The organism is Roseovarius roseus, assembly GCF_043355935.2.
Taxonomy (GTDB): Bacteria; Pseudomonadota; Alphaproteobacteria; order Rhodobacterales; family Rhodobacteraceae; genus Roseovarius; species Roseovarius roseus.
The window spans coordinates 548,010-574,660 of the sequence record NZ_JBHFPE020000001.1; the positions used below are offsets into that span (position 1 = coordinate 548,010).

Annotated in this window: 29 protein-coding genes; 19 read left to right on the plus strand and 10 right to left on the minus strand. The window is 63.1% G+C overall.

Going from position 1 to position 26,651, the window contains the following annotated elements:
- The first annotated feature begins 61 nt into the window (after nucleotides 1–61).
- The 5 genes from ACEWPL_RS02805 (at nucleotide 62) to ACEWPL_RS02825 (ending at nucleotide 4,050) form a co-directional block, all read left to right on the plus strand.
- Nucleotides 62–1,147, plus strand: coding sequence for an ABC transporter ATP-binding protein (locus ACEWPL_RS02805; protein ID WP_393934680.1), 1,086 nt, complete (start codon nucleotides 62–64; stop codon nucleotides 1,145–1,147).
- A gap of 189 nt (nucleotides 1,148–1,336) precedes the next feature.
- Complete coding sequence (locus ACEWPL_RS02810) at nucleotides 1,337–1,588, plus strand: twin-arginine translocase TatA/TatE family subunit (RefSeq protein WP_393934678.1); 252 nt, start codon at nucleotides 1,337–1,339, stop codon at nucleotides 1,586–1,588.
- Nucleotides 1,589–1,595: 7 nt separating this feature from the next.
- Nucleotides 1,596–2,273 carry a Sec-independent protein translocase protein TatB gene (gene tatB, locus ACEWPL_RS02815; RefSeq protein WP_393934677.1) on the plus strand — a complete coding sequence of 226 codons (678 nt, stop codon included), beginning with the start codon at nucleotides 1,596–1,598 and terminating at the stop codon, nucleotides 2,271–2,273.
- Nucleotides 2,270–3,193, plus strand: a complete 924-nt coding sequence (tatC, locus tag ACEWPL_RS02820; protein WP_393934676.1) for a twin-arginine translocase subunit TatC — start codon at nucleotides 2,270–2,272, stop codon at nucleotides 3,191–3,193. The genes tatB and tatC overlap by 4 nt, the downstream gene beginning before the upstream one ends.
- 29 nt (nucleotides 3,194–3,222) lie before the next feature.
- The gene (locus tag ACEWPL_RS02825; RefSeq protein ID WP_393935367.1) at nucleotides 3,223–4,050 is read left to right on the plus strand and encodes an ATP-binding protein; all 828 of its coding nucleotides are present in this window, start codon (nucleotides 3,223–3,225) and stop codon (nucleotides 4,048–4,050) included.
- Between the two features lie 9 nt (nucleotides 4,051–4,059).
- Here the strand turns inward: ACEWPL_RS02825 and ACEWPL_RS02830 are convergent, their stop codons facing one another.
- From ACEWPL_RS02830 to ACEWPL_RS02850, 5 genes are all read right to left on the minus strand, one after another.
- On the minus strand, nucleotides 4,060–4,533 hold the full coding sequence (locus tag ACEWPL_RS02830; protein ID WP_393934675.1) for a hypothetical protein: 474 nt from the start codon (nucleotides 4,531–4,533) through the stop codon (nucleotides 4,060–4,062).
- A 130-nt stretch (nucleotides 4,534–4,663) separates the two neighbouring features.
- Nucleotides 4,664–5,878: an NADP-dependent isocitrate dehydrogenase gene (locus tag ACEWPL_RS02835; protein WP_393934674.1), complete on the minus strand. Its 1,215-nt coding sequence runs from the start codon at nucleotides 5,876–5,878 to the stop codon at nucleotides 4,664–4,666.
- 109 nt (nucleotides 5,879–5,987) lie between these two features.
- Entirely contained in the window at nucleotides 5,988–6,638 is a 651-nt protein-coding gene (locus tag ACEWPL_RS02840) for a DsbA family oxidoreductase (RefSeq protein WP_393934673.1), read from the minus strand.
- 133 nt (nucleotides 6,639–6,771) lie between these two features.
- Nucleotides 6,772–6,885: an entericidin EcnA/B family protein gene (locus ACEWPL_RS02845; protein ID WP_393934671.1), complete on the minus strand. Its 114-nt coding sequence runs from the start codon at nucleotides 6,883–6,885 to the stop codon at nucleotides 6,772–6,774.
- 77 nt (nucleotides 6,886–6,962) lie between these two features.
- Nucleotides 6,963–8,804 carry an extracellular solute-binding protein gene (locus ACEWPL_RS02850; RefSeq protein WP_393934669.1) on the minus strand — a complete coding sequence of 614 codons (1,842 nt, stop codon included), beginning with the start codon at nucleotides 8,802–8,804 and terminating at the stop codon, nucleotides 6,963–6,965.
- 322 nt (nucleotides 8,805–9,126) lie between these two features.
- Here ACEWPL_RS02850 and ACEWPL_RS02855 point away from each other — a divergent pair, with 322 nt between their 5' ends.
- Together ACEWPL_RS02855 and ACEWPL_RS02860 are read left to right on the plus strand one after the other, a co-directional pair.
- A complete protein-coding gene (locus ACEWPL_RS02855; RefSeq protein WP_393934667.1) occupies nucleotides 9,127–9,900 on the plus strand; it encodes a 3-hydroxybutyrate dehydrogenase in 774 nt (257 codons plus the stop codon).
- Nucleotides 9,901–9,968: 68 nt separating this feature from the next.
- Nucleotides 9,969–10,988, plus strand: coding sequence for a patatin-like phospholipase family protein (locus tag ACEWPL_RS02860; RefSeq protein ID WP_393934666.1), 1,020 nt, complete (start codon nucleotides 9,969–9,971; stop codon nucleotides 10,986–10,988).
- A 3-nt stretch (nucleotides 10,989–10,991) separates the two neighbouring features.
- Here ACEWPL_RS02860 and ACEWPL_RS02865 read toward each other — a convergent pair whose 3' ends face one another.
- Nucleotides 10,992–11,690 (minus strand): DUF502 domain-containing protein, encoded by a 699-nt coding sequence (locus tag ACEWPL_RS02865; protein WP_393934664.1) that lies wholly within the window; start codon nucleotides 11,688–11,690, stop codon nucleotides 10,992–10,994.
- A gap of 267 nt (nucleotides 11,691–11,957) precedes the next feature.
- On the opposite strand from ACEWPL_RS02865, the gene rpsB reads away from it, so the two are divergent.
- Both rpsB and tsf read left to right on the plus strand, forming a co-directional pair.
- The gene (rpsB, locus tag ACEWPL_RS02870; RefSeq protein WP_393934662.1) at nucleotides 11,958–12,872 is read left to right on the plus strand and encodes a 30S ribosomal protein S2; all 915 of its coding nucleotides are present in this window, start codon (nucleotides 11,958–11,960) and stop codon (nucleotides 12,870–12,872) included.
- Nucleotides 12,873–12,949: 77 nt separating this feature from the next.
- On the plus strand, nucleotides 12,950–13,822 hold the full coding sequence (gene tsf / locus ACEWPL_RS02875; RefSeq protein WP_393934660.1) for a translation elongation factor Ts: 873 nt from the start codon (nucleotides 12,950–12,952) through the stop codon (nucleotides 13,820–13,822).
- Between the two features lie 89 nt (nucleotides 13,823–13,911).
- On the opposite strand, the gene ACEWPL_RS02880 is transcribed toward tsf, so the two are convergent.
- Nucleotides 13,912–14,325, minus strand: a complete 414-nt coding sequence (locus ACEWPL_RS02880; RefSeq protein ID WP_420744323.1) for a lipocalin-like domain-containing protein — start codon at nucleotides 14,323–14,325, stop codon at nucleotides 13,912–13,914.
- A gap of 250 nt (nucleotides 14,326–14,575) precedes the next feature.
- On the opposite strand from ACEWPL_RS02880, the gene ACEWPL_RS02885 reads away from it, so the two are divergent.
- Nucleotides 14,576–14,980, plus strand: a complete 405-nt coding sequence (locus ACEWPL_RS02885; protein ID WP_393934658.1) for a universal stress protein — start codon at nucleotides 14,576–14,578, stop codon at nucleotides 14,978–14,980.
- 25 nt (nucleotides 14,981–15,005) lie between these two features.
- Here ACEWPL_RS02885 and aroQ read toward each other — a convergent pair whose 3' ends face one another.
- Both aroQ and ACEWPL_RS02895 read right to left on the minus strand, forming a co-directional pair.
- Nucleotides 15,006–15,449 carry a type II 3-dehydroquinate dehydratase gene (aroQ, locus tag ACEWPL_RS02890; protein WP_393934656.1) on the minus strand — a complete coding sequence of 148 codons (444 nt, stop codon included), beginning with the start codon at nucleotides 15,447–15,449 and terminating at the stop codon, nucleotides 15,006–15,008.
- A gap of 58 nt (nucleotides 15,450–15,507) precedes the next feature.
- Complete coding sequence (locus ACEWPL_RS02895) at nucleotides 15,508–16,164, minus strand: GntR family transcriptional regulator (RefSeq protein WP_393934655.1); 657 nt, start codon at nucleotides 16,162–16,164, stop codon at nucleotides 15,508–15,510.
- Nucleotides 16,165–16,311: 147 nt separating this feature from the next.
- On the opposite strand from ACEWPL_RS02895, the gene dctP reads away from it, so the two are divergent.
- The 9 genes from dctP (at nucleotide 16,312) to ACEWPL_RS02940 (ending at nucleotide 25,716) form a co-directional block, all read left to right on the plus strand.
- Complete coding sequence (dctP, locus tag ACEWPL_RS02900) at nucleotides 16,312–17,298, plus strand: TRAP transporter substrate-binding protein DctP (protein WP_393934654.1); 987 nt, start codon at nucleotides 16,312–16,314, stop codon at nucleotides 17,296–17,298.
- Nucleotides 17,299–17,451: 153 nt separating this feature from the next.
- A complete protein-coding gene (locus ACEWPL_RS02905; RefSeq protein WP_393934652.1) occupies nucleotides 17,452–18,000 on the plus strand; it encodes a TRAP transporter small permease in 549 nt (182 codons plus the stop codon).
- On the plus strand, nucleotides 18,000–19,316 hold the full coding sequence (locus ACEWPL_RS02910) for a TRAP transporter large permease (protein ID WP_393934650.1): 1,317 nt from the start codon (nucleotides 18,000–18,002) through the stop codon (nucleotides 19,314–19,316). The genes ACEWPL_RS02905 and ACEWPL_RS02910 overlap by 1 nt, the downstream gene beginning before the upstream one ends.
- On the plus strand, nucleotides 19,313–20,560 hold the full coding sequence (locus tag ACEWPL_RS02915) for a malonyl-CoA decarboxylase (protein ID WP_393934649.1): 1,248 nt from the start codon (nucleotides 19,313–19,315) through the stop codon (nucleotides 20,558–20,560). The genes ACEWPL_RS02910 and ACEWPL_RS02915 overlap by 4 nt, the downstream gene beginning before the upstream one ends.
- Nucleotides 20,561–20,563: 3 nt before the next feature.
- The gene (locus ACEWPL_RS02920) at nucleotides 20,564–22,081 is read left to right on the plus strand and encodes a malonate--CoA ligase (protein WP_393934648.1); all 1,518 of its coding nucleotides are present in this window, start codon (nucleotides 20,564–20,566) and stop codon (nucleotides 22,079–22,081) included.
- Between the two features lie 150 nt (nucleotides 22,082–22,231).
- Nucleotides 22,232–22,783 carry a 3-hydroxyanthranilate 3,4-dioxygenase gene (locus ACEWPL_RS02925; RefSeq protein ID WP_393934646.1) on the plus strand — a complete coding sequence of 184 codons (552 nt, stop codon included), beginning with the start codon at nucleotides 22,232–22,234 and terminating at the stop codon, nucleotides 22,781–22,783.
- Nucleotides 22,784–22,850: 67 nt separating this feature from the next.
- Nucleotides 22,851–23,843, plus strand: a complete 993-nt coding sequence (locus ACEWPL_RS02930) for a TRAP transporter substrate-binding protein (protein ID WP_393934644.1) — start codon at nucleotides 22,851–22,853, stop codon at nucleotides 23,841–23,843.
- Nucleotides 23,844–23,923: 80 nt separating this feature from the next.
- Nucleotides 23,924–24,457, plus strand: coding sequence for a TRAP transporter small permease (locus ACEWPL_RS02935; protein WP_393934643.1), 534 nt, complete (start codon nucleotides 23,924–23,926; stop codon nucleotides 24,455–24,457).
- The gene (locus ACEWPL_RS02940; RefSeq protein WP_393934641.1) at nucleotides 24,454–25,716 is read left to right on the plus strand and encodes a TRAP transporter large permease; all 1,263 of its coding nucleotides are present in this window, start codon (nucleotides 24,454–24,456) and stop codon (nucleotides 25,714–25,716) included. The genes ACEWPL_RS02935 and ACEWPL_RS02940 overlap by 4 nt, the downstream gene beginning before the upstream one ends.
- Here the strand turns inward: ACEWPL_RS02940 and ACEWPL_RS02945 are convergent.
- Nucleotides 25,713–26,651: a LysR family transcriptional regulator gene (locus tag ACEWPL_RS02945; protein WP_393934639.1), complete on the minus strand. Its 939-nt coding sequence runs from the start codon at nucleotides 26,649–26,651 to the stop codon at nucleotides 25,713–25,715. The two genes, ACEWPL_RS02940 and ACEWPL_RS02945, sit on opposite strands and share 4 nt — an antisense overlap.

Below are 26,651 nucleotides of genomic sequence, written 5' to 3' on the forward strand. Positions count from 1 at the left end.
GCAACCCATTCCCGACCGCATCGCTCGGGTAACTGCCCGCACCGACCCGCAAAGGCCCTGAATGCCCGCCCTGATTCCCCGTTTGCAGATCGAGCATCTCAGCCGCCGCTATGACGGGCGCCTGGTGGTCGATGATATCTCGCTCTCGGTGATGCCGGGGCAGGTGACCTGTCTGCTCGGCCCCTCCGGCTGCGGCAAATCCACCACGCTGCGCATGATCGCTGGGGTCGAGACGCAAGATAGCGGTGTTATCCGCGTCGACGGCGAAATCATCTGCGACGGCACGGCGCGCGTCCCCCCGGAAGAGCGCCAGATCGGCCTGATGTTCCAGGACTTCGCGCTCTTTCCGCATCTGACGGTCGAAGGCAACGTCGCCTTCGGCCTGTCGGGCAGCAAGGCTGAGATGCAGGCCCGCGTCGCCGAGCTTCTGGACCGGGTCGGCCTGCGCCATTTCACCAAATCTTTCCCGCACGAGCTGTCGGGCGGCGAGCAGCAGCGCGTCGCCCTCGCGCGCGCCCTTGCGCCGCGCCCGCGCATCATGCTTATGGACGAGCCGTTCTCCGGCCTCGACAACCGCCTGCGCGACGGTATCCGCGACGAGACGCTGGATATCCTGCGGGAGGAGGATGCCGCCGTCCTTCTGGTCACGCATGAGCCGGACGAGGCGATGCGCATGGCCGACGATATCGCCCTCATGCGGGGCGGGCGCATCGTGCAGCAGGGCGCGCCCTATAATGTCTACAACGCTCCGGTCGACAAGGACGCCGTAGCCTTTTTCAGCGATATCAACGTGATCCGCGGCACCGTGCGCGGTGCGCTGACGGAAACGCCCTTCGGTCACTTCCTCGCCCCCGGTGTGCCCGACGGCGCCGAGGTGGATATCGTGATCCGCCCCCAGCACATCAAGATCGACTTCGACCGCGCCGGGCGCGGACCCGATCCCACCGCGCAGGACGGCACGCCCGCGCGCGGCGTGGTCGAGCGGGCGCGCTTCATGGGCTCGGAAAGCATCGTGGAATTCCGCATGGATCACGACGGATCGATCCTGAAGGCGACCGTGCCCAATGTCTTTCTGCCCAGTCCCGGCAAGGCGCTGTGGCTGATGCTCCGCCGCGATCGCTGCTTCGTCTTTCCCGCGCGCGACTAACCCTTTCACCGTCGTGAAAAATACTCATGGCCGGGCAGGGGCCAAAGGCGCATCCCTGCTTTTTTCGCGATTCCGCGCGGCAGGGCCCGCCTTAGCCCTTTCAACCGGCTGCGGCAGGGTTTAGATACGGGTGCAGTCATACAATCAGGGCCCGCTAGCTGGCGCGCCCCGAAGCCAGGGAGAGACTTCATGCTCAACAATATCGGCCTTCCCGGCCTTCTTCTGATCGCCGTCGTCGTGCTGGTGCTGTTCGGACGCGGCAAGATCTCGTCGCTCATGGGCGAGGTAGGCAAGGGGATCACCTCCTTCAAGAAGGGCATCGACGAAGGCAACAAGGAAATCGAGACCTCGGCCAAGGATGCCGATATCGATCACGAGGCCGGCACGCGCGACGTGACCCCCAAGGACGACGTGACCTCCAAGAAAAAAGACAAGGTCTGAATCCAAAATGTTCGACCTAGGCTGGACCGAGCTGCTGGTCATCGGCATCGTGGCGCTCATCGTGGTCGGCCCAAAGGATTTGCCCGGCATGTTCCGCACCGTCGGGCAGTTCGTGGGCAAGGCCAAGGGCATGGCGCGTGAATTTTCCAAGGCGATGAACGATGCGGCTGACGATGCGGGCGTCTCGGGCATGTCCGACAGCCTGCGCAAAGCCAGCAATCCGATCGGCTCGGCCATGGACGAGGTCAAGAAAAGCGCGACCAGCTTTACACAGGCGACCCGTGACGCGGGTAAGCCCAAGGAAAAGCGCGAGGCCGAGAAACTGAGTCCCGAGCGGCAGGAGGCCAAGGACAAGATCACGGCCCATTCCGCCAAGAAGACGCAGGAGCGGCTGGATCGCGAGGCGGCCGAGGCCGAGGCGGCCAAGACCGCGGTCCCGGTTCAGGATGGCCCCGAGGTCAAGGCGCCCGCCAAGAAGCCCGCCGCCAAGAAAGCAGCGGCCAAGAAGCCGGTCGCAAAATCTGCATCTGCCAAAACGGCGACCTCCAAGGCCGCAGCCAAGCCGAAGGCGAAAACAGCAGCCAAAACCAGCGCAGGCGCCGCAGAAAAGACGACGGCCAAGCCAGCCGCCAAGCCGCGCAAGAAGACCGCCACGACACCCGCCACAGGTAAGACCAAATCATGAGCACCGAAGGCGATATCGAGGATAGCAGCGCCCCGCTGATCGAGCATCTGGCCGAGCTGCGCACGCGCCTCATCCATTCCGTCCTCTATTTCCTGGCCGGGATGGTGATCTGCTTTACCGTCGCGACGCCGATCTTCAACTACCTGACCGCGCCGCTCTGCACGGTGCTGGCGGATCGGGGGCAGGATTGCGACCTGATCTTCATCAGCCCGCAAGAGGGCTTCTTCGTCGCCATCAAGGTGTCGCTGCTGGGCGGCCTCATCCTTTCCTTTCCCTTCATCGCGAACCAGATGTGGCGCTTTGTGGCGCCTGGACTCTACCGCAATGAAAAGGGCGCGTTCCTGCCTTTCCTGATCGCATCGCCCTTCATGTTCATCCTGGGCGCCAGCTTCGCCTTTTACGTGGTCACACCGCTGGCCTATGACTTCTTCCTCGGCTTCCAGCAATTCGGCACCTCGGGCGAAGTCGTCGATGGCGTCGAGGGCGCCGCACCGCTTAGCGTCGTCTTTCAAGGCTCGGCGCAGGAATACCTGAACCTTACGATCAAGTTCATCGTCGCCTTTGGCCTCTGCTTTCAGTTGCCTGTCCTTCTGACCCTCATGGGCAAAGCGGGCCTCGTCAGCGCCGTGGGCCTGCGCGCCGTGCGCAAATACGCGGTCGTCGGCATTCTGATCCTCGCCGCACTTGTGACACCCCCCGATGTCATCACCCAGGGCATCCTCTTTGTCGTCGTCTATGGCCTCTACGAGGTCTCGATCCAGCTTGTCGCCCGTGTCGAGCGTCAGCGCGAGGCGAAACTGCGCGCCGAAGGCCTGTGGTTCGATGACGAGGACGAGATGGAAGAGGACATGGCTGGCCATCCCGAGGATGAGTTCGACGACGAGTCAGAAGATGAGGTAGACAAGGACAAGCGCCCGTGAAGGATGTGAAGGATCAGGCAGCGGACCCCATGTTGCGGATCGCCGAGGCGCTTGAGCGGATCAGCCCGCCGCCCGCGCCCGCGCCCGATCTGTCCGCCTGCGACGCCTATGTCTGGCACGTCTCGCCCGATCATCTGCAGCCCGTTCCGGACGTGGCGCGCGTGGACATGAACCTGCTGGTTGGCATCGACCGCGCCCGCGACACGCTGCTGGAAAACACGCTTCATTTCGCGCAAGGATTGCCTGCCAATAACGCGCTTCTCTGGGGCGCGCGGGGCATGGGAAAATCTAGCTTGGTCAAGGCTGTGCACGGCGAAATTGTCAGCCGGGGCTTGGATCTCAAGATCGTCGAGTTGCAGCGCGAAGACCTGACCAGCGTGACGCGCCTCTTGGGGCTGCTGCGGCAATCGGATGCGCGATTCATCCTCTATTGCGACGATCTCAGCTTCAGCCATGATGATCAGCATTACAAATCGCTCAAGGCGGTTCTGGATGGCGGGATCGAGGGGCGGCCCGAGAACGTGATTTTCTACGCCACGTCGAACCGCCGCCACCTGATGCCCCGCGACATGATCGAGAATGAGCGCGGATCGGCCATCAACCCGGCCGAGGCGGTCGAGGAAAAGGTATCACTGAGCGACCGCTTCGGCCTCTGGCTGGGCTTTCACGCCTGCGATCAGGACGGATTCCTGGCCATGATCCGGGGCTATTGCGATGCCTACGGGATCGAGATTTCGGGCGAGAATCTGCGCGCCGAGGCGATCGAATGGCAGGCGACCCGCGGCGGCCGCTCGGGCCGGGTGGCGTGGCAGTTCATCACCGATCTGGCCGGGCGGCATGGGGTCCGGCTGGACTGAACTGACGCTCTACCAGCTGAAGATGTCGCCGATATTTTGCAGGATCGACACCAGTAGAAGAAATCCCATGATCAACAGCGCCAACCACCAGATGAATTGCAGAACGAGCGCCGCAACCGCAAGGCTGGCGCCGTAGGCGCCAAGGCGCCAGTCTTCGTGCGTGAGGCGTGAGACCAGCGACAGGACCAGCGACAATATTGCGCTTACCGGTGCGATGATGGCGAGATAGAAAATGAGCTTCGGCGTCTCTGGCGCAACCTCGGCCTGCGACATTCCGAAGAAGCTGCGCCAAGCGGCGCGCTTGATCTCGCCTGCGATTTCACCGATCTGCGACGCGGTGGACGGACCTGTATCGAATGCGGGCAATGCCATTTGAAGAAACACAAGCCCAAGCGCCAGTGCCGCCGTCGCTACCGCCCAGACGCCCCAGCTGCGCCAAAGACGCGGGGGACGACTGTTAAACTGATTAAGCGCGTTTTCCATCCTGTGACGCTAAGCCTAAATCATGGCCGCCGCATGACGTGCCCGGCACCATTTCGGGACGCAATCTTATTCAATCGAATAGGGCGGGCCGTCCGATGGCCCGCCCTTGGCATTTTAGGACTGGTGGCACTCAGCCGTTCAGCGCCTTGTTCAGGTTCTCGTCCACCTTCTCGAGGAAGCCCATCGTGGTCAGCCATTTCTGATCGGGGCCGACCAGCAGGGCGAGGTCCTTGGTCATGTGCCCAGCCTCGACGGTGTCGACGACGACCTTTTCCAGCGTAGTCGCGAAGTTGGTCAGCGCCTCATTGCCGTCCAGCTTGCCACGGTGCTTGAGCCCGCCGGTCCAAGCGTAGATCGACGCGATGGAGTTGGTCGAGGTTTCCTCGCCCTTCTGGTGCTGGCGGTAGTGGCGCGTGACGGTGCCATGCGCCGCCTCGGCCTCGACGATCTGGCCATCGGGCGTCATCAGTTGGCTTGTCATCAGGCCCAGCGAGCCAAAGCCCTGCGCCACGGTGTCGGACTGCACGTCGCCATCGTAGTTCTTGCACGCCCAGACATAGCCGCCCGACCATTTCATCGCCGAGGCGACCATGTCGTCGATCAGGCGGTGCTCATAGGTGATGCCGGCTTTCTCGAACTTATCCTTGAACTCCTCGTCGAACACCTTCTGGAAGATGATCATGAACTGGCCATCGTAATTCTTGAGGATTGTGTTCTTGGTCGAGAGGTACACCGGATAGCCGCGCTTGAGCCCGTAGTTGAAGGACGCACGGGCGAAGTCGCGGATGCTCTCGTCGAGGTTATACATGGCCATGTAGACGCCGGAGGAGGGTGCATCGAAGACCTCTTCCTCCATCACGGTGCCGTCCTCGCCGACGAATTTCATCGACAGCTTGCCCGGCCCGGGGAATTTCATATCGGTCGCACGATACTGGTCGCCATATGCATGACGGCCGATCACGATGGGCTGTGTCCAGCCGGGGACAAGGCGCGGAACGTTCGAGCAGATGATCGGCTCGCGGAACACCACCCCGCCCAGGATGTTGCGGATCGTGCCGTTGGGGCTGCGCCACATCTTTTTCAGGCCGAATTCCTCGACCCGGCCCTCATCGGGCGTGATGGTCGCACATTTGACGCCGACGCCGTATTTCTGGATCGCATGGGCCGCGTCGACGGTGATCTGGTCATCGGTCTCGTCGCGGGACTGAATGCTGAGATCGTAGTATTTCAGGTCGATATCGAGATAGGGCAGGATCAGCTTTTTCTTGATGAAATCCCAGATGATGCGGGTCATCTCGTCGCCGTCGAGCTCGACGACCGGGTTGTCTACCTTGATCTTGGACATGGGGCGGCCTTTCATGTGAGAGGGTCGAATGATGCGCCGCTTCTAGCGTATCGGCGCGGCGAAGGAAAGCGTTCTGTATACGGCGGTATGCAGAAAGCTGCGCAAGGATTTACGCGCTGTCATCTGCGGCGCGCTGCGCCATGATCTCGTCCATGACATTCAGCCAAAGCGCGGTATCCTGTGCGCCCGGCACGGCATGCTGCGCGGCGACGATGAAGGTCGGGACCGAGGAAATGCCCATCTCGCGGAACTGCGCGTCGCGGGCGCGGATATCGTCCGTATCGGCGTCCGAGGCGAGGAGTTTTCCCACCACGGCGGCATCCATGCCGATGCCGTCAGCGATATCGGCCAGCACCTCGGCATTGCCTATGTCGCGTCCTTCGGTGAAATAGGCGGCAAAGAGGGCCATCGCGGCGGCTTCCTGCTTGCCCTCGATTCCGGCCCAATGGATCAGGCGGTGCGCATCCAGCGTGTTGGGTGTGCGCTTCATCGCCTCGAAATCGATATTGAGGCCCGCGGCCTCGGCGCGCTGGACCACGGGCGCGTAGGCGGCAATTGCGCCCTCCTTGCCGCCGAACTTGGTCTCGAGATATTCGCGCCGGTCCATGCCCTCGCGCGGCATGTCGGGGTTCAACTGAAACGGGTGCCATTCGATGACGAAAGGATGCTCGGGGCGCTGCGCCAGCGCGCGGTCCAGCAACGTCTTGCCGATATAGCACCACGGGCAGATCGGGTCGGAGACGATGTCGAGCTTGACCATGTAAGGCACCTTTCAAGGATGGCAGAGCGCCGCCTTGGTAGGCGTTGGGGCGGGCCATTGCAAGGCAACGCAAATTATCCGGCGAGCCGCGGCCCCGGTCAAGGTATCCAGCGCGGCGCGGCCTGATCCCGCGTCAGAACCAGCTCTGAACGCCGCGTGCGGCGCCCGAGATATCCTGGCCCACGCCATCGACGGTCGCGCAGCCGGTCATCAGCACCAGCGCCATGAGAGCGATCATCTTTTTCATGTGACTACCTGCCGTTTGCCTGTTTCTGCTCGCGCCAGTCGCGCCGGTTTGCCCGGTCTTGCGATCAGCGGATACTCTCACTCGTCCTCGGCCATCCACCAGACTTCGGGCAGGAAGCCCACGCCGTCGCCATAGAGGGGAAGCCTGTCCTCAGGATACTTCAGCCTTGCATCATGGGCAATGCGCCCCTCCGAATACTGGTGAATCGGGATCACATAGCGGCCCGAAATCAACACGCGGTCCAGCGCGCGTACGGCAGTGACGAAGTCCTCCCGCTCGGTCGCGGCCAGCATGGTGCGGATCATCGCCTCGGCAGCGGGGCTGTCCATGCCCATCAGATTGCGGCTGCCGGGCTGGTCTGCGCCCTTGGCGCCCCAGTAGAAATATTGTTCGGCGCCGGGGCTGAGCGAGAGGGAGCGCCGCATATAGGTGATGTCGAAATCGTAATTCGCCTCGCGCAGGTTGTATTGTGCGCTGTCCACGCTCTGCACGTTCAGCGTGATGCCCAGCCGTTCGAGCGCGCGGGCATAGATATCCATCATCGCGGTCGCCTGCTGGACCAGCGCGTCCTGCTGCAGAAGAACGGTCAGTTCCATCGGCTGGCCGTCCTTGCGCAGCACGCCACCCTCGACCGTCCACCCCGCCTCGGCCAGACGGTCGGCGGCGGCGCGGATATTGGCGCGGTTGCGCTTGGTGCCGTCTCCTTCGGGCAGGGCATAGCCCTCGATCGCGCCGGGCAGCAAGCTGCCTGCGAAGGGCGCCAGTAAGGCGGCCTCGGCCTCGGGCGCGGGGCCGGGGCGCATGCCAAGCTCGGAATTCGAGAAGTAGGATGTGATGCGCGGCTGGCGCCCGCCAGTCAGCGTGTCGTTGATATACTCGAAATTGAACGCATCGATCAGCGCCTGGCGCACCCGCCAGTCATCCAAAGGCGGATTGCGCGTGTTCATGACAAAGCCCGAGATGCCCGATGGCTGGCCATTGGGAATGGTGCTGCGCACGATCTCGCCGCTTTGGACGGCCGGCAGGGTGGCCAGCTCCTCCCAGCGTTCGGCATTGAATTCGCGGATATAGCTGATCTCGCCGGCCTTGAACGCCTCTTTCATCACGGCGTCGTCGCCGTAGAAATCGATGCGGATCTCGTCGAAATTGTTGGTGCCCCGTCGAAAGGGCAGGTCCTTGCCCCAGTAGTCGGGATTGCGCCGCAGGATCACCTGCCGGCCCACGTCGTAGCCATCCACGACGTAAGGAGCGGTGCCGATGGGGATGTCGTCGATTGCGCCATCCTCGAAAACCGCATCCTCCCACTGGGATTTCTTGAGGACGGGGCGCAGACCCGCCAGCAGCACGAGGTCGCGGTCAGGCGGGCCGTCCGACGTATCGAAATCGATGCGCACCTTGCCGGGAGCAGTCTCACGGATGCTGTCGATCCGGGTCCAGAAATCGCGGTAGCGCAGATGCCCGCGCGTGCCCAGCGTCTCGAAGGACCAGATGACATCCTCGGTCGTGACCGGGCTGCCATCCGAGAATCGCGCCGCGGGATTGAGGGTGAATTCGACCCAGGTGCGCGCGTCATCCGTCTCGACCGTTTCGGCCAGCAGACCGTAGAGCGTGAATGGCTCGTCCCAGGAGCGGCCCAGAAGCGATTCGTAGGCGAGGTGGCGCAGCTGCCAGGGCGGCGTGCCCTTGGGCGCAAAAGGGTTAAGCGAATCGAAGCCGCCGACATTCGCGGTGGTCACGCGGCCGCCCTTGGGCGCCTCGGGATTGGCATAGGGCAGGGCGGCGAAATTCGGCTCAAGGGCGGGGGCCCCATACATCGCGATACCGTGAACAGGCTCGGCCGCGGCGCTGCCCAGACCCAGAAAAACAACGGTAATGACTGAAGAAAGGCCCCTAAGCGGCGGGAAACAAAGTGATCTCATCGCGGAGACAATTCCTGTATGGCGTTGCTGGATTGGGGAAGAGCGTGGCACGAGGGTAGAGGGGGTTCTATGGATTTTCAAACTTTTAGCTTGGATGGCGGCGCAGGATTGCTTATAAGGGAGTCACTGCTCGATAGGTTTCTTGCCTGTATGAAACCTGCCTCAATAACTTAACGCCAGCTTCGCGCTGGCGTTTTTTTTTGGCTGATCGGGTTTGCAGGCAATAGCAGTCCGAAGGGCAGTCGTCCGACACGTGATCGCGGGTGACATTTGCAGATGCAGCATTATATTCTGCGATGCAACAGAGCGCAGGAGGAAAATCATGGAAATCAGCGGCAAGACAGTGGTCATCACGGGCAGCAATTCGGGCATCGGCCTGGGGATCGCGCGCGAGATGGCGAAGGCCAAGGCGCATGTGGTGCTGAACTCGTTCACCGACAATAATGAGGATCACCAGCTGGCCAAGGATCTGGCCGCCGAATTCGGCACCGAGGTGCGCTACATCAAGGCCGACATGTCCAAGGGGGACGAGTGCCGCGCGCTGATCGAAAAGGCGGGTGCCTGCGATATTCTGATCAACAATGCAGGCATCCAGCATGTCGCGCCGATCCCCGAGTTTCCGGCCGAGAAATGGGACGCGATTATCGCCATCAATCTCAGCTCGGCCTTTCACACCACCGCCGCCGCGCTCCCGATGATGCGCAAGGCGGGCTGGGGCCGGGTGATCAACATCGCCTCCGCGCATGGCCTGACCGCCAGCCCCTACAAATCCGCCTATGTCGCCGCCAAGCACGGCATCGTCGGCCTGACCAAGGTCACCGCGCTGGAAACCGCGCAGGAGCCGATCACCGCTAACGCCATCTGCCCCGGCTATGTCCTGACCCCGCTGGTCGAGGCGCAGATCCCCGACACGATGAAAGAATATGACATGAGCCGCGAGGACGTGATCAAGAACGTCATGCTGCAGCGTCAACCCTCCAAGGAATTCGCCACGACCGAGCAACTGGGCGGTACCGCGCTTTACCTTTGCTCGGATGCAGCGGCGCAGGTGACCGGGACCACGATCAGCGTCGATGGAGGTTGGACCGCGCTGTGAGGCGCCGGCGCCCGTGCTGATGCGGCGCGACATGGGTATTTTCCCAAGAAAAAGCCGAAGGGGCAGGGATGGAGAAGAAGCGGATCAATCTGGCGCTGCAGGGCGGGGGCGCGCATGGCGCCTTCACCTGGGGCGTTCTGGACCGGCTGCTGGACGAGGAGGTATTGGAAGTCAGCGGGATTTCCGGCACCTCGGCGGGCGCGCTGAACGGGGCCGCATTCAAATCCGGCTGGGTCGAAGGCGGCCGCGAGGGAGCACGGGAGACGCTGGACTGGCTCTGGCGCCAGATGGGCGCGGTCCACGACATGCGCATGCCGACCTGGATGAACGGATGGCTACCCGGCGCGGATGCGGTCAATTTGGCGATGGACTATTCGCTGCATGCCTCTGTGTCGGATGCGGTGTCGCGCGTTGTGTCGCCCTATTCCTACGGGCCGTTCTACAGCAACCCGCTGCGTCGGGTCGTTGAGAAATTCGAGTATGACAAGGTCTGCGCCCATCAAGAGCCCTTGCTGAGCATCTGTGCCACGAATGTGCGCGATGGCAAGATCCGCATCTTCGACGGGGATGAAATCGGCGCGGACGCTCTGCTAGCCTCGGCTTGCCTGCCGACCCTGTTCCAGGCGGTGGAGATTGACGGCGAGGCCTATTGGGATGGCGGATATAGCGGCAATCCGGCGCTTTTCCCGCTCTTCGTGCCGGAATTGCCCTCCGATATCGTGATCATCAACATCAATCCGCTCTATAGGGTCGACCTGCCGCAAAGCCCGCAAGACATCCAGAACCGCATCAACGAGATCAGTTTCAACTCGTCCCTCCTGCGCGAATTGCGCGCGGTCGACTTCGTCCAGCGCCTTTTGGATAGCGGCGCGTTGAACGAGGGCACCATGAAGCGTCTGCGGGTGCACATGATTGCCGATGATACGCTGATGGCCGAGCTGTCGGTCGGGACCAAGATGTCGCCCAATCCGTACCTCCTGAGCCGCCTCAAGGAGGCGGGGCGCGTCGCCGCCGATGCGTTTCTGGAGGCGCATTGGGATGATCTGGGCCATCGCGGCAGCACCGACCTGCGCGAGATGTTCGGCTGAAGGTTACTTGGCCGCGGGTTTGACCGGCAGATCTTCGGGCTTGATCTGGTTCGGATAGACGAGGCCTGCCGAGATCACCAGCTTGGCCGCATCCTCGACCGTCATGTCCAGCTCGATCACATCCTCGCGCGGCAGGAACAGCAGGAAACCCGAGGTCGGGTTGGGCGTGGTGGGAAGGAACACACTCAGCAGCGCGCCGCCTGTCTCTGCCCTCGTCGAAATCTCGCCCTTGGCTGTGGTCGAGATGAAGCCGATGGCCCAGATCCCTTTGCGCGGATACTGGATGAGGCAGGCGGTCTCGAAGCTGCGCTCGGTCTGGGCAAAGATCGTCTCGGCGATCTGCTTGACCCCCGAATAGATCGAGCGGACGACCGGCATGCGGTTGACGAGGCTTTCGCCAAACCGGATCAGCGTGCGTCCGATCAGCCCCTTGGCGACCCATCCAATGATGATCGTGAAGACCAGAAAGACAACCACGCCGACGCCGCGCAGGTTGATGCCGATGTAGTTCGCCGGGGTTAGATCATAGGGGATCAGCGGCAGAACCAGCCCATCAACCCAACCGATCATCGTCCAGATCAGCCATATGGTCAGCGCCACCGGCAGGACAACGACAAGTCCGGTCAGAAAACTTGCGCGCAAGCGCGCGAAAATGCCAGTCCGGCGCGGCGGGCCTGTGTCTTCGTCGAAGGGTGCGGTCATCTCATGTTCGGCCTTTGATCGCGATTGTAACGGTTTAGGGCCAAATCGGGGGCTGGGCAATGGGGCAGGTGCGCCGCATTGCACAAGCGGGACGCAGCCGGCCCGGCCAAGGGGCCTTGCGTCCCGGCGCCGCGCGGTCTATAGCGCGCCTACTTGAAATCCGCAGGCACGGGCGGGCCGACCGGGGGAGACATCCCCGGCAGTCCACCGGTTGAGGGAAACCCCTCTCACCCCGTGCCGAGGCGAAAACCGGAAAAGGAATACGGCATGGCTCTTCCCGAGTTCTCCATGCGTCAGTTGCTTGAAGCTGGCGTTCACTTTGGTCACCAGACGCAGCGTTGGAACCCCCGCATGGGCGAGTTCATCTATGGCGCGCGCAACGGCATTCACATCATGGACCTGACGCAGACGGTCCCGATGCTGGACGCGGCGCTGAATGTCGTGCGTGAAACCGTCGCGAAAAACGGCCGCGTTCTCTTCGTCGGCACCAAGCGTCAGGCCGCCGGCCCCGTCGCCGAAGCCGCCGAGAAATGCGCACAGTATTACATGAACCACCGCTGGCTGGGCGGCACGCTGACCAACTGGCAGACCGTGTCCAAGTCGATCCACCGCCTGAAGGAGATCGACGAATCGCTCGAGGCGGGCGCCGAAGGCCTGACCAAGAAAGAGCGTCTGGGCATGGAGCGTGACCAGACCAAACTGCAGGCGTCGCTGGGCGGCATCCGCGAAATGGGCGGCGTGCCCGACCTACTCTTCGTCATCGACGTCAAGAAAGAGCAGCTGGCCGTGGCCGAAGCCAACAAGCTGGGCATTCCCGTCGTCGCCGTCGTCGACACCAACTGCTCGCCGGATGGCATCGACTACATCATCCCCGGCAATGACGACGCGGCCCGCGCCATCGCGCTCTATTGCGATCTGGTCAGCCGTGCGGCTCTTGACGGCATGACCGCCCAGATGGGTGCCGCAGGCATCGACATCGGCGAGATGGAAGAGGCCCCCACCGAGGAGGCCGCATCCGCAGAGGTGAAGCCGGGCGTCGAAACTGGCGACATCAGCCACGAAGCCGTGCATGACGACAAGCAGACCAAGGACGCGCCGCTGGACATCAAGTCGAGCGAGGAAATCTCGGACATGGCGGCCAAAGCCGGCGAGAAGGGCAAGACCGAGAAAGCCGACAGCTGATCGGCGTCTGAGTTACCCCACTTTCAGGCTCGGCGGCATGGCTGCCGGGCCGTTTCGACAAAAATTAGGAGAGCCAAATGGCGATCACTGCTGCAATGGTGAAAGAGCTGCGCGACACGACGGGCGCAGGCATGATGGACGCGAAAAAGGCGTTGACCGAGGCGGATGGCGACATGGACGCCGCCGTCGATTGGCTGCGCACCAAGGGTCTGGCCAAGGCCGCCAAGAAGTCGGGCCGCACCGCGGCTGAGGGCCTTGTGGCCGTCAAGGTCGAGGGTGGCCGCGGCGTCGCCGTCGAGATCAACTCCGAGACCGATTTTGTTGCCAAGAACAGTGACTTCCAGAAGATGGTGTCGTCCGTGGCAGACGCCGCCGTCAAGGTGGACGATGTCGAGGCGCTGAAGGCCGCCGATCTGGGCGGCAAGACCGTCGAGGACACGATCACCGACAAGATCGCCACCATCGGCGAGAACATGACCCTGCGCCGGATGTCGGCCATCGAGGGCGACAGCGTCGTGTCCTATGTGCACAACGCCGCCGCTGACGGCATGGGCAAGATCGGCGTTCTGGTCGCGCTCAAGGGCGACGAGACATTCGGCCGCCAGGTTGCCATGCATATCGCTGCAACCAACCCCGTCGCCTTCGACGAGGCATCGCTGGACCCGGCGGTCGTCGAGAAGGAAAAGCAGATCCAGATGGACATCGCCCGCGAGAGCGGCAAGCCCGAGCAGGTCATCGAGAAGATGATCGAAGGCCGCATGAAGAAGTTCATGGCCGAGTCCACGCTGATGGGCCAGGCCTTCGTGATGAACCCCGACCTGACCGTCGAGGCCGCCGCCAAGGAAGCTGGCGTCACGCTGACCGGCTATGTCCGCCTGGAAGTGGGCGAGGGCATCGCCGTCGAAAAAGAAGACTTCGCAGCCGAAGTTGCCAAGATGGGCAAGAGCTGAGCCGTAGCGGTCTGGTTGAAAAACTGGGGGGGCGGGCCGAAAGGCTCGCCCCTTATCAGTAGCGACAACTGCGATTATGCCCTCTCGAATTACATTCGGTAGACAACGCTTTCACCTGTCACCGGATCGACACCGGGCGCGCCGCTGATCGTCAAGCTGCCGTTTTCCAGCGTGAAGGGGCGCGACAGGTCCATCTCCCAACTTGGATTCCACGCACGCTCGACATGATGAACGACGCGGCGGCCCTCGAGGCTGTAACTTGCGACATAGGCCAGCATGCTGTCGAAAAGCGCGGCCTTTTCGCCCTCGGACCAGCCACCCTCGCCATTCGCCCGAATCCGATTACGGCGAAACACCGTCGCCATCATGCGGCCGTCGGCGTGATAGGCGATGTAGCCGATGGGATCGGGGCCCATGGCGTCGGAGATCTCGCCCGTCTCCAGCGCTTCGCGCGTCCATGATTTCATTCGCCACGTGCCGAGAATCTGGTCTGCCTGGCTCATACGCTCTCCGAAACCTGCGTCAATGATGCCGACCGGGCATCGGTCGTGGCGGATCGAACGTCTATTATGTGCCTGAAATTTGTCGAAACCAACATGGTTTGCTGTCATTGATTTGTGACGGCCCAAAAACATCCGGCGGTCGGCTTTGATATGCGGTGCCCGGGCCACCGCGTGCACCCGAAATGATCTGAGTCAAAGCCGCCGGGCAGCAGAGCTGGTAGCATTCGCAAAATCCTAGAGAGGTCTTTCCATGTACAAGAATATTCTTATCCCGGTCGTCTTCGACAGCGAGCATGATCACACGCGGGCGATGCAGATCGCGGCCCTGGCCGGACCGGATGCAAAAGTCACGTTGCTGCACGTGATCGAGCAATTGCCCACCTATGTCATTTCCTACGTGCCCGAGGGAACGTCAAAGCAGCTTCGCGCGGAGTTGCAGGGGGAGATGGACAAACTCACCGGGGATCTTCCGAACGCGACGGGCCAGATCATCACGGGCCATTCCGGGCGCTCAATTACGGATTATGCTGAGAAGAACGGGATGGACCTGATCGTGGTCGAATCGCACAGACCGGGCTTCGGCGATTATTTCCTTGGAAGCACGGCGGGGCACATCGTGCGCCACGCGACCTGTTCGGTGCATGTGATCCGGTAGGTCGCAGGCGGCAAGCGCGGTGCGTTTATCCCTTTTGCGCCAGATGGGCCAACAATGCGTCCATGGCCATCGGGTAGCCCGTCGCGCCAAAGCCGCAGATCACGCCCAGGGCAACCTTGGCGATGTAGCTGACATGGCGAAACTCCTCGCGGGCATGCACGTTCGACAGGTGAAGCTCGACGCAGGGCAGCTCGACCGAGGCGATGGCATCCATCAGCGCGATGGAGGTGTGGGTATAGGCCCCGGCATTCAGGACGATGCCCCCGTGCACGCCCTTGGCGGCGTGGACATGGTCAATCAGCGCGCCTTCGCTGTTGCTTTGCGCAAAGGCCATCTCGGCCCCGCGCGAGGCCGCATGGGCGCGGCAGAGCGCTTCGATATCGGCAAGGGTCGAGTGGCCATAGACCTCGGGCTGGCGCGTGCCCAAAAGGTTCAGATTGGGCCCGTTCAGAATGAGGATCGAGGTCATGTCGGTGGCTCCTTTGATCCCTCTTTAGACCGCAGGGGCGCGTCCTGTCGAGATCGCGTTACTCGGCGGCGGCACGCAGGCTGGACATGAGGTAGTGAAACTTCTCGCCCTGCACCGCGATATGGGCGCGCATCGCGTCGGCCGCGCCCGGCGCGTCGCCGCCTGTCAGCGCCGCGACGATGGCCTCATGCTCGGCCATGGATTGCGCCAGACGTCCGCGCAGGCGCAACTGCTGGCGGCGGAAGGGGCGCAGGCGGCGGTGCAGCTTGTCGGCCTCGGCCCGCAGGAATCCGTTGCCGGATTGCGCGTAGATGATGTGATGAAACCGTTCGTTTTCAAGATAATAGGCGCCGGGCGCATTCTGCTCGACGGCCTTGGCGCAAAGGGCGTTGGCAGCGCGCAGATCGGCCAGTGCGTCATCGGTGATGCGCAGTGCGGCAAGGCGGGCGGCGGCGGCCTCAAGCTCGGCCATGACCTCGAACATCTCGATCAATTCGACCGGGCCGGGCTGGCGGACAAAGACCCCGCGCCGGGGGATCTGCGTAACCAGCCCGGATTGCGCCAGCCTTTGCAGCGCCTCGCGGATCGGGGTGCGCGAGACGCCGAACCGCTCGGCCAGCGCGCTCTCATCAAGGCGGGCACTGTCGGGATAGGTGCCATCGAAGATCAGCTCTTCGATTTCCTCGGCGATCATATCTGCGCGGCGCTTTTCCATGACTTACGATAGCGCGGGTCATGGCGCATGCAAAGATGAATTTCTTGTATACAAAATGATTGACTCACAAAACACCGCGCGCCTAACCTGTGGGTCACGATCCGGCGGGGAGGCCGGGCCACGAAAAACAGTCTGGGAGGACATACCATGAAATCCATGCTCAAGGCCGCAGTTGCGGCAACAGCCCTGATGGCCCTCGGGGGCGCTGCATCCGCGACCGAACTGCGCCTGTCGCACCAGTGGTCCAACAATGACGTGCGCCACAAGGTGGCCCAGATCGTCGCTGACGAGGTGGCCGCCGCCGATGTGGATCTCGACATCAAGATCTTCGGCTCCAAGTCGCTCTTCAAGCCGCGCGAGCAGTACAAGCCGCTCAGCCGGGGCCAGCTGGACATGACCGTCTTTCCGCTGAGCTACGCGGGCGGCCAGCAGCCTGCCTTCAACCTGACGCTGATGCCCGGCCTCGTGAAGAACCACGACCACGCCGCGCGCCTGAACGAGAGCCCCTTCATGGAGGCGATCGAGGCCAAGATGGCCGAGGATGACGTGATGGTGCTCGTCCATGGCTATCTGGCGGGCGGTTTCGCCGGCAAGGACAAGTGCATCACCAAGCCCGAGGATGTGAACGGCCTACAGACCCGCGCCGCCGGCAAGGCGTTCGAGCAGATGCTGGCCGGTGCCGGTGCCTCGATTGCGTCGATGTCCAGCGCGGATATCTACAACGCGATGCAGACGGGCGTTCTGGATGCGGCCAATACCTCGTCCTCGTCCTTCGTCAGCTACCGCATCTACGAGCAGGTCTCGTGCTACACTCCCGCAGGCGATGTCGCGCTGTGGTTCATGTATCAACCGCTCCTGATGAACAAATCCAAGTTCGAGAGCCTGAGCGAAGAGCAGCAGCAGGCGCTTCTGGACGGTGCGGCCAAGGCCGAGGCCTATTACCTCGAAGAGGCCAAGAAGGAAGACGCGGATTCGGTCCAGGTCTTCAAGGATGCGGGCGTCGAGATTGCCAGCATGAGCCAGGAGGATTTCGACGCTTGGCGCGAGATCGCCAAGGAGACCTCCTATAAGAACTTCGTCGAGAACGTGCCGAACGGGCAGGAACTGCTCGACATGGCGCTCGCCGTCGAGTGAGGAATGCGGGCAGGGGCGGCCGATGTCGCCCTTGCCCACCCTGTTGTGGCGGGAGGCGCACGCGTCCCTCGCCCCCTGACAGACACCGACAAACCTGCCGCCCGCCAGCATGGTAGGCAGCACGGCAGAGTGCACCCAAAAAAGGAGCGCGGCATGGCCGGACAGCTGACGCACCGCGTCGCCAGAACGGGCGACAATACGTTTCTCAAGGTGGTAGCCGCCTTATCGACCTTGGCGGGCTGGATCTCGGCCGCGATGATCGTCGTGGCGGTGGGCATCACCTGCCAGATGATCTTCGTGCGCGCGGTCCTCAACCAGTCCACCATTTGGCAGACCGAGATGGTCGTTTACCTGATGATCGCCGCCACCCTCATTGGCCTGCCTTATGTGCAGCGCCTGCGCGGGCACGTGAATGTTGATCTCATCCCCATCGCGCTGCCGCCGCGCGCGCGCTTCGTCATGGCCTGTTTTACCCTCAGCCTCAGCGCGGCCATCGTGGCCGTGATGCTGTGGTACGGTTATGACTACTGGCATTTCGCGTGGGAGCGCGGCTGGCGTTCGGACACGATCTGGGGCGTAAGGCTCTGGATTCCCTACATGTCTATCCCAGTGGGCTTTGGCCTGCTGCTGTTGCAACTCATCGCCGATCTGGTCGCGCTCGTGCTGCGTATCGAGGCGCCTTTCGGTCTGGAGGATACCTGATGGATCCGCTTCTTCTTGGCGCGCTGGTCGCGGTCTGCACAATCGCGGTGCTCTTTTCGGGCGTGTCCGTGGCTCTGGGACTGCTGATCGTCTCGGGCGGCTTTCTGGTGGTCTTCGACGGCATGCGCTCGCTCGAGCTGATGCCCGAGATCTTCTTCGGCAAGCTCGACAGTTTCGCGCTTCTAAGCATTCCGATGTTTATCATCATGGGTGCCTCCATTGCCTCGACCCGCGCGGGCGCCGACCTTTACGAGGCGCTGGAGCGGTGGCTGACGCGCATCCCTGGCGGCCTTGTCATCTCGAACCTCGGGGCCTGCGCGCTTTTCTCGGCCATGTCCGGCTCCAGCCCCGCGACCTGCGCCGCCATCGGCAAGATGGGCATCCCCGAGATGCGCAAGCGCGGCTATCCCGATGGCGTCGCCGCGGGCAGCATCGCGGCGGGTGGCACGCTGGGCATCCTGATCCCGCCGTCGGTGACGATGATCGTCTATGGCATTGCGACCGAGACGTCGATCGGGCGCCTCTTCCTTGCGGGGGTCATTCCGGGCATCCTGCTCGTCGCGCTCTTCATGGCATGGTCGATCTATGCAACCATCAGATCGGGCAATGCGCAGGTGCTAACCAAAGGTGTCTATACGTGGCGCCAGAAATTTGAGATCCTGCCGCGCGTCATCCCGTTCCTGATCATCATTCTCGGCGTGCTTTACGCGATGTATGGCGGCATCGCGACCCCGTCCGAGACGGCGGCCGTCGGCGCGCTTCTGTGCATCGTGATTGCCGTGGTCATCTACAAGCTGTGGAGCCCGGCGGGCCTGTGGCTGATCCTGCGCGATTCGACGCGCGAGAGCGTGATGATCCTTTTCATCATCGCGGCGGCGGGCGTGTTCAGCTACATGCTCAGCAGCCTTTTCATCACGCAATCCATCGCGGAATGGATCGGCACGCTCGATGTAAATCGCTGGGTGCTGATGGGCGCGATCAACGTCTTTCTGCTGATCGCGGGCTTCTTTTTGCCGCCCGTTGCGGTGATCCTGATGGCGGCGCCGATCCTTTTGCCGATCATCACCATCGCGGGCTTCGATCCCATCTGGTTCGCCGTCGTTCTGACGATCAACATGGAAATCGGCCTGATCAGCCCGCCGGTGGGCCTCAACCTCTATGTCATCAACGGCATCGCGCCTGACATTTCGCTCAAGACGATCCTGACCGGCTCGCTTCCCTTCGTGGCGTGCATGGTGCTGGCGATCGTGATCCTCTGCCTCTTTCCGGGCCTCGCTACATGGCTGCCCGATTATGTCATGGGGACCGCCGTATGACCGTTCTCAGCGATCTTCTGACCTCGCTCTTCGAGCGGGGTGCAGGCGGCGCGCGGCGCGGGGATTGGAGCCGCAGGCCCGTCGAAGAGCTGGCCGACGCGCTGGTCACGACCCATGGCGAGATGTCGGGCACGATCCTGGCCGAGCAGATCCTGTCGCGCTTTGCGGCGATGGACGACGCGGCCAAGCTGGCATTTTTTCACCATCTCGCGGGAGCGATGAACGTCGATCCCGCCGCTGCCCGCGCGGCGCTCGATGCCTATGAGGAGGCCCCGTCGCGCAGCAGCTATCGTGGCTTCATCACCGCCTCCGAGCCGCCGAGGCAGGAGATGATCCGCCGCCTCAACCAGGTGCCGGGGGCGACCGGCGCGCTGGTCGCGATGCGCGCCGATCTCCTGCGGCTGGGTCGGGGCGTGCCCGAGCTTGAGGCGCTGGACCTTGATTTCCGGCACCTCTTTGCATCCTGGTTCAATCGCGGTTTTCTGGTCCTGCGGCGCATCACATGGCAGACTTCGGCGGATATCCTGGAAAAGATCATCGCCTACGAGGCAGTCCACGCCATCGACAGCTGGGACGATCTGCGCCGCCGCGTGCAGCCCGAGGACCGGCGCTGTTTCGCCTTTTTCCACCCCGCCATGCCGGATGAGCCGCTGATTTTCGTAGAGGTCGCCCTGACGCGCGGGATTCCCGGCGCGGTGCAGCCCCTTCTGGCCGAAGAGCGCAAGCCGCTGGCGGCGGATGCGGCGGATACCGCCGTGTTCTACTCGATCTCCAACTGCCAGTCGGGCCTTGCGGGCATTTCCTTTGGCAATTCGCTGATCAAGCAGGTGGCAGGCGATCTGGCCGATGAATTGCCGGGCCTTACGCGCTTTGTCACGCTGTCTCCCATTCCCGGCCTCATGGCCTGGCTCGAGGCCGAAGGTCTGGAGCCGCCCGATACCGATCTGCCCGGCTTTGCCGCCTATTACCTTTTGAACGCAAAGGGGCGGGGCGGCCTGCCGCGCGATCCGGTGGCGCGGTTCCATCTGAGCAACGGCGCAATTGTTCATGCCTTGCACGCCGATGCGGATCTGTCGCAAAAGGGCCGCGCGCAATCGGGCGGCGTGATGGTGAACTACCTCTACGATCTGCGCCGCACAGCCGAGCGCCACGAAGCCTTTGCCGGTACTGGCGCGGTGGCCGCGACCAGCGCGGTAAAATCGCTGGCATCCGGGGCCGAGACCAAGATGACCAAAGGAGCCTGAGCCATGGCCAACCCGCTATACGACACCCTGTTCGGACGCCATGCAGGCAGCGACGCGCCCTTTCTCTACCTGCCGGATGGCAGCGTCACCAGCTATGCCGATTTCCTTGGCATGGTCGCGCGCATCGCCGGCTATCTGTCGGCCTCAGGGCTGAAACCGGGCGACAGGCTGGCCGCACAGATCGCCAAATCGCCCGAGGCGCTGGCGCTCTATGCCGCCTGCGCGCAGGCGGGTGTCGTGTTCCTGCCGCTCAACACGGCCTATACGGCCAATGAGATCACCTATTTTCTGGAGAATTCCGGCGCCTCCATGGTGGTCTGCGACAGCGGCGCAGTGGGCGCGCTGACCCCCATCGCCGAGGGGCTGGGCGCGCAGGTGGTCACGCTGGGTGCCGATGGCAGCGGCACGTTGATGGAGGGCGCCGAAGGCCAGTCCGATACCTTCCAGACCGCCGACCGGTCCGAGGATGATCTGGCCGCGCTTCTATATACATCCGGCACCACGGGCCGCTCCAAGGGCGCCATGCTGAGCCAGCGCAACCTGCTGAGCAATGCCGAGGTTCTGAAGGACGAGTGGCGCTTTACCAGCGATGACGTGCTGCTGCACTGCCTGCCGATCTTTCACACCCACGGTCTTTTCGTTGCGACCAACGTGACGCTGGCGGCGGGCGGCGCGATGATCTTCCTGCCGAAATTTGATGTGGATGCCGTGCTGCATCAGCTGCCGCGCGCCACGTCGATGATGGGCGTGCCTACCTTCTACACGCGCCTTCTGGACGATGCCCGGTTCGACAAGGCGGCGACGCAGCATATGCGGCTGTTCACCTCCGGCTCGGCGCCGCTGCTGTCGGAGACCCATGACAGGTTCCGCGCCCGCACCGGCCACGCGATCCTCGAACGCTACGGCATGACCGAAACGAACATGAACACCTCGAACCCCTATGACGGCGACCGGCGCGCCGGCACCGTTGGCTTTCCGCTGCCGGGGGTCGAGTTGAAGGTTTGCGATCCGGACACCGGCAAGGAACTGCCGCAAGGCGAGGTGGGCCAGTTGGAGGTGCGCGGCGACAACGTGTTCCAGGGCTATTGGCAGATGCCTGACAAGACCGCCGAAGAGCTGCGCGAGGACGGGTTCTTCATCACCGGCGATCTGGGCCTGATCGACGATCGTGGCTATGTGCAGATCGTCGGGCGCGGCAAGGATCTGATCATCTCGGGCGGCTACAACATCTACCCCAAGGAGATCGAGCTGGTGCTGGACGAGCAGCCCGGCGTGCTGGAAAGCGCCGTGATCGGCGTGCCCCATCCCGATTTCGGCGAGACGGTCGTGGGCGTGCTGGTGCCCGAGCCGGGCAAGACGCCGGACGAGGACGCCATCATGGCTGCGGCGGGCGAGGCGCTGGCCCGGTTCAAGCATCCCCGCAAGCTGATCGTGCTGGACGAGCTGCCCCGCAACACGATGGGCAAGGTGCAAAAGAACATCCTGCGCGAGCGGTATGGCGATCTCTTTACCGGCGGCTAGGGCGCGCTTGCGCTGCGGCGTGCTTTGGTGAAAACTGCGCTCCAATGTGCTGGCTATCACAAACCGTTATAGCGGATTTCGCCTTGCCCGATTGCGCATCGGCATAGCCCGCGCGGAAACTGGCAGCCACCGCCAACCGGAGGAGAGGTCATGTCCAGACTGGCAGCGTTCAACTTTCAAAAGTGGATCGACGAGCATAAGCACCTGTTGAAGCCGCCCGTCGGCAACAAGAAGGTGTTCGAGGATGCCGACCTGATGGTCACCGTCGTCGGTGGCCCGAACAAGCGCACCGATTACCATGACGACCCGGTCGAGGAATTCTTCTACCAGCTCAAGGGCGACATGCTGCTCAAGCTGAAGGACGGCGACGACTTCTATGATGTGCCGATCCGCGAGGGCGACGTGTTCCTTCTGCCGCCGCATGTGCGACACTCGCCGCAGCGCCCGCAAGAGGGCAGCATCGGCCTCGTGATCGAACCCAAGCGCCAGACAGGTGAGCTCGATGCGATCGAGTGGTATTGCTTTGACTGCAACGCGCTGGTCCACCGCGCCGAGATGCAGCTGAAATCCATTGTGGACGATCTGCCGCCTGTCTATGAAAGTTTCTATGCCTCGACCGACGCGCGCACTTGCCCCGAATGTGGATCGGTCCACCCGGGCAAGGAACCGCCCGCAGGCTGGGTTCAGCTGAACCCTGCATAAAACCACAAGCGCCCCGTCAGAGAGGCGCGTTTACATCAACACCCCATCCGGGAGGAGACACCCCATTATGACCATTATGATGAAACTGCCCGCCGCGCTTGCGGCCTCGGTCGCCGCCGCCACGATGATGCTGGCGGGCGCGGCCACGGCCAAGGACATGCGCCTCGGCCTCATCACGCCGCCCAATCACATCTGGACGCAGGCAGCCGAGGATTTCGGCACCGATCTAGCCGAGGCCACCGATGGCGCGCACAGCATCACCGTTTTTCCCGCGCAGCAGCTGGGCAGCGAGGCCGAGATGATGCAGCAGCTGCAAACCGGCGCGCTCGACATGGCGTTCCTGACGGTCGCCGAAGTCAGCAACCGGGTGCCCGATTTTGGTGCCTTCTACGCGCCCTATATGGCAAAGGACATCGCCCATGCGGGCCGAATCCTGCAATCGGACCTCGCGCTGCGCATGCTTGAGGATCTGCCCGCCAAGGCCGGTGTCGTCGGCATAGGCTATGGCATGGCTGGCCTGCGCCAGATCGTGTCGAAGGGAGAGGTCACATCCGCCGCCGACCTCAACGGCAAGAAGCTACGCATCACGCCCTTCAAGCCGATCCTCGATTTCTACAACCTTCTCGGCGCCGCGCCCACTCCCATGCCGCTGCCCGCCGTCTACGATGCGCTGGCCAACGGGCAGGTCAACGCCATCGACATGGATGCCGAGCTGATCTGGAAGCTGAAATATTACGAGCAGGCCGACACTGTCGTCGTCTCGAACCATATGATGTTCCCGATGGTCGGCCTCGTCTCGGCCAAGGTGTGGAAAGAGATGTCCGAGGAGGACCGTGCGTCCGTCACGGAGCTGATGAAGAAGCGTCTGGACGAGGTCGTTGCGACCTATATCGTCAAGGATCAGGAATGGCTGGACCAGGTGCGCGGCACCGAGACCGCCTTCATCGACGTGGGCCCCGAGTTCTTTGGCGACGTGCCCGCCGAGTGGGACAAAATCTGGTCCGAGCAATCCTCCGTTCTGGGCGAGATGCGCGACGCGGCGGCTGCCTCGGCAGAATGATCGGCTGACAGGGTTAGCCTGATGGCCGCCCGGCAAACGGGCGGCCAAACTCACGTCTGACGGGCAGGATGAGGGGCAGAGTGCTGCACAGGATTTCACATGAATGGGCCCGCGCCGAGATGGGCGCCGCCGCCGTTCTGGCCGTGGCGATCACGGGGCTGGTCCTGCTCAATGTCGTGACGCGCGCGATGAGCGCCTCGATCTTCTGGGTCGATGAGGCGGCGATCTACGCGATGACGTGGATGACCTTCCTTGCCGCCTCCGCCGCAGTGCATTTTGGCCATACGATCAGCGTGACACTTTTCACGGACATGCTGCCGCCCGCCACCGCGCGTCTGGCGCAGCGGGCGGTGGACCTGATCGTGGTGGTATTTGCCGTCGCGATGCTCTGGCTCTTCTGGCGCTGGTTCCTGCCGCTCGACCTTGCGCGCGCGGGCTTTGACACGATGGCGTTTCAGGGCGAGACTTTCAATTTCATCTATGCCGAGCCGACGCTGACCTTGGGAATCCGCAAGTTCTGGCTGTGGCTGATCATGCCGATCTTCGCGCTTGGCATGACGCTGCACGGTGTGGCCAACCTGCTGCGGCCTCTCGCGGTGGAGGCAAAGGCATGACCGCGGCGCTCTTCTTGCTCCTTCTCTTTGGTGCCGTGCCGATCTCGATCGTGCTGGCGATGACCGCGATGAGCTATATCTGGCAGAGCGGCAACACCGTGCTTTTCGACAGCTTCGCGCAGCAGATGTTTGCGGGCACCGAGAATTACGGCCTGCTTGCCATCCCGCTGTTCATGCTGACGGGCGAGCTGATGAACGAAGGCGGCATGACCAAGCGGCTGGTCAATGCCGCGCGCGTTCTGGTGGGCGGGTTTCGCGGCGGTCTTGTCTGGATCAACTTGCTGGCGAACATGTTCATGGCCGCCATCATCGGCTCGGCCGTCAGCCAGATCGCGGTGATGAGCCGCGCAATGGTCCCCGCGATGGAGCGCGAGGGCTATGATCGCGGCTTTGCCGCTGCCACCACCGCAGCGGGCGGTCTGCTCGCTCCGGTGATCCCGCCCTCGATGCTGTTTGTCATTTACGGCGTGCTGGCGCAAATCCCGATCGGCGACATGTTCCTTGCGGGCATCCTGCCGGGTCTTTTGATGGCGGGCAGTTTCTTTCTCGTCGTCACGCTGATCGGCCTTGCTGCGCAATTTCCGAAGGGTGAATGGATGAGCGCGGCAGACGCGCTGCGCGCCGTCCTCGCCGCGCTTCCCGCCGCGCTGATCCCCGTCGCCATCATCGGCGGCATCGTCATGGGCATCGCCACCCCGACCGAGAGCGCTGCTGTCGCCTCGCTGATCGCGTTCCTGCTGGGCTGGCTGGTCTATGGCGAGCTGCGCCCGTCGCACCTGTCGGCCCTGTTTCTGCGTACGGCGCAGAATGCGTCGATGGTCATTTTCATGGTCGCCGCCGCCAATGTCTTTGGCTGGGTTGTCATCTACGAGGCGATCCCACAAACGCTGGCCGCGCTGATCACCTCGCTCACCTCGGATCCGTTCGTTTTTCTGCTGATCGTCATGGGCGCGCTTCTGCTGGTGGGCATGCTGATCGACGGCATCGCGGCGCTGATCCTCGTCACGCCCATTCTGCTGCCCATCGCCACCGGCGATTACGGCATCAGCCCGTTTCAATTCGGCGTGGTCATCAGCATCAACCTGGCGCTTGGCCTGCTGACGCCGCCCGTGGGCGTCGGCCTCTATATCGCCGCCTCGATGAGCGATGTGAAGGCGACGGCGATCTTCGCATCGCTCTGGCCTTTCCTGCTGGCGGTACTGCTGGTGCTGCTGGCGGTCTGCTATTTCCCCAGCCTGTCACTGGCGCTGATCGGCTAGGTCGTGCCCGCCATCTCGCGCAGTGCATCCAGCAGCGCGGCGGCAGCGGGGGGCAGGGATGTGCCGGTGCGGAAAGAGGCCCCAACCGGGCCATCGCCGAAGGGCAGGGGCAGGGGCAATTCGGCCAAGGTGCCTGCTGGCTCGCCCTCCACCAGTTCGGCGGGCATCGCACAGATCATGTCGCTGTGCGCAAGAAGCGCGCGGTTGGTGACATAGCTGACCGATTCTACCACGCGCGGCGGCACGAATTGACCCTCGTCAACAAAGAACTGATCCAGCTGGCGGCGCAGCGTCGTGTCGGACGGGGGCAGGATCCACCCGTAGCCGCGCAAATCCTGAAACCCAAGATTGCGCAGCGCCAGCGCCGGATGCCCCGCCCGCACCACCAGCGCGATGCGCCCCTGCATCAACCTCATTTGGCTGAGATCCGAGCGGTGGCGCCGCATGGGCAGACGTCCGACAACCAGATCCAGCTCGCCCGCGCGCAGGCGGGGCATCAGCACCTCGTTGGTGCCCTCGACCACCTTGATCACGAGGCCCGGGCGTTGATCCAGCACCCGCGCAATCGCCTCGGGCAAGAGGCGCGCAGAGGCGGCGAGCAATGTGCCGACAACGATGCGTCCGGCGTTGCCGCCCGCGATATCCTCAAGCTCCTGCGCGGTGGTGCCGATCTGCGAAAAGATCAACTGCCCGCCGCGGATCAGCGCGGCCCCGGCTTCGGTCGGGATCACCCCGCGATTGGTGCGCTCGAAGAGCAGCACGTCGAAGTCGATCTCGAGATCCTTGATCATCTTGGTCGCGGCGGGCTGCGACAGGTTCATCTCTCGCGCGGCGTGCAGGATGCTGCGATGCCGGTCGACCGCGATCAAGAGGCGCAGCTGCCGCAGCTTCAGCCGGTTGATGACGCGGTTGGTGATCTGCGCATGGCTCTGCAT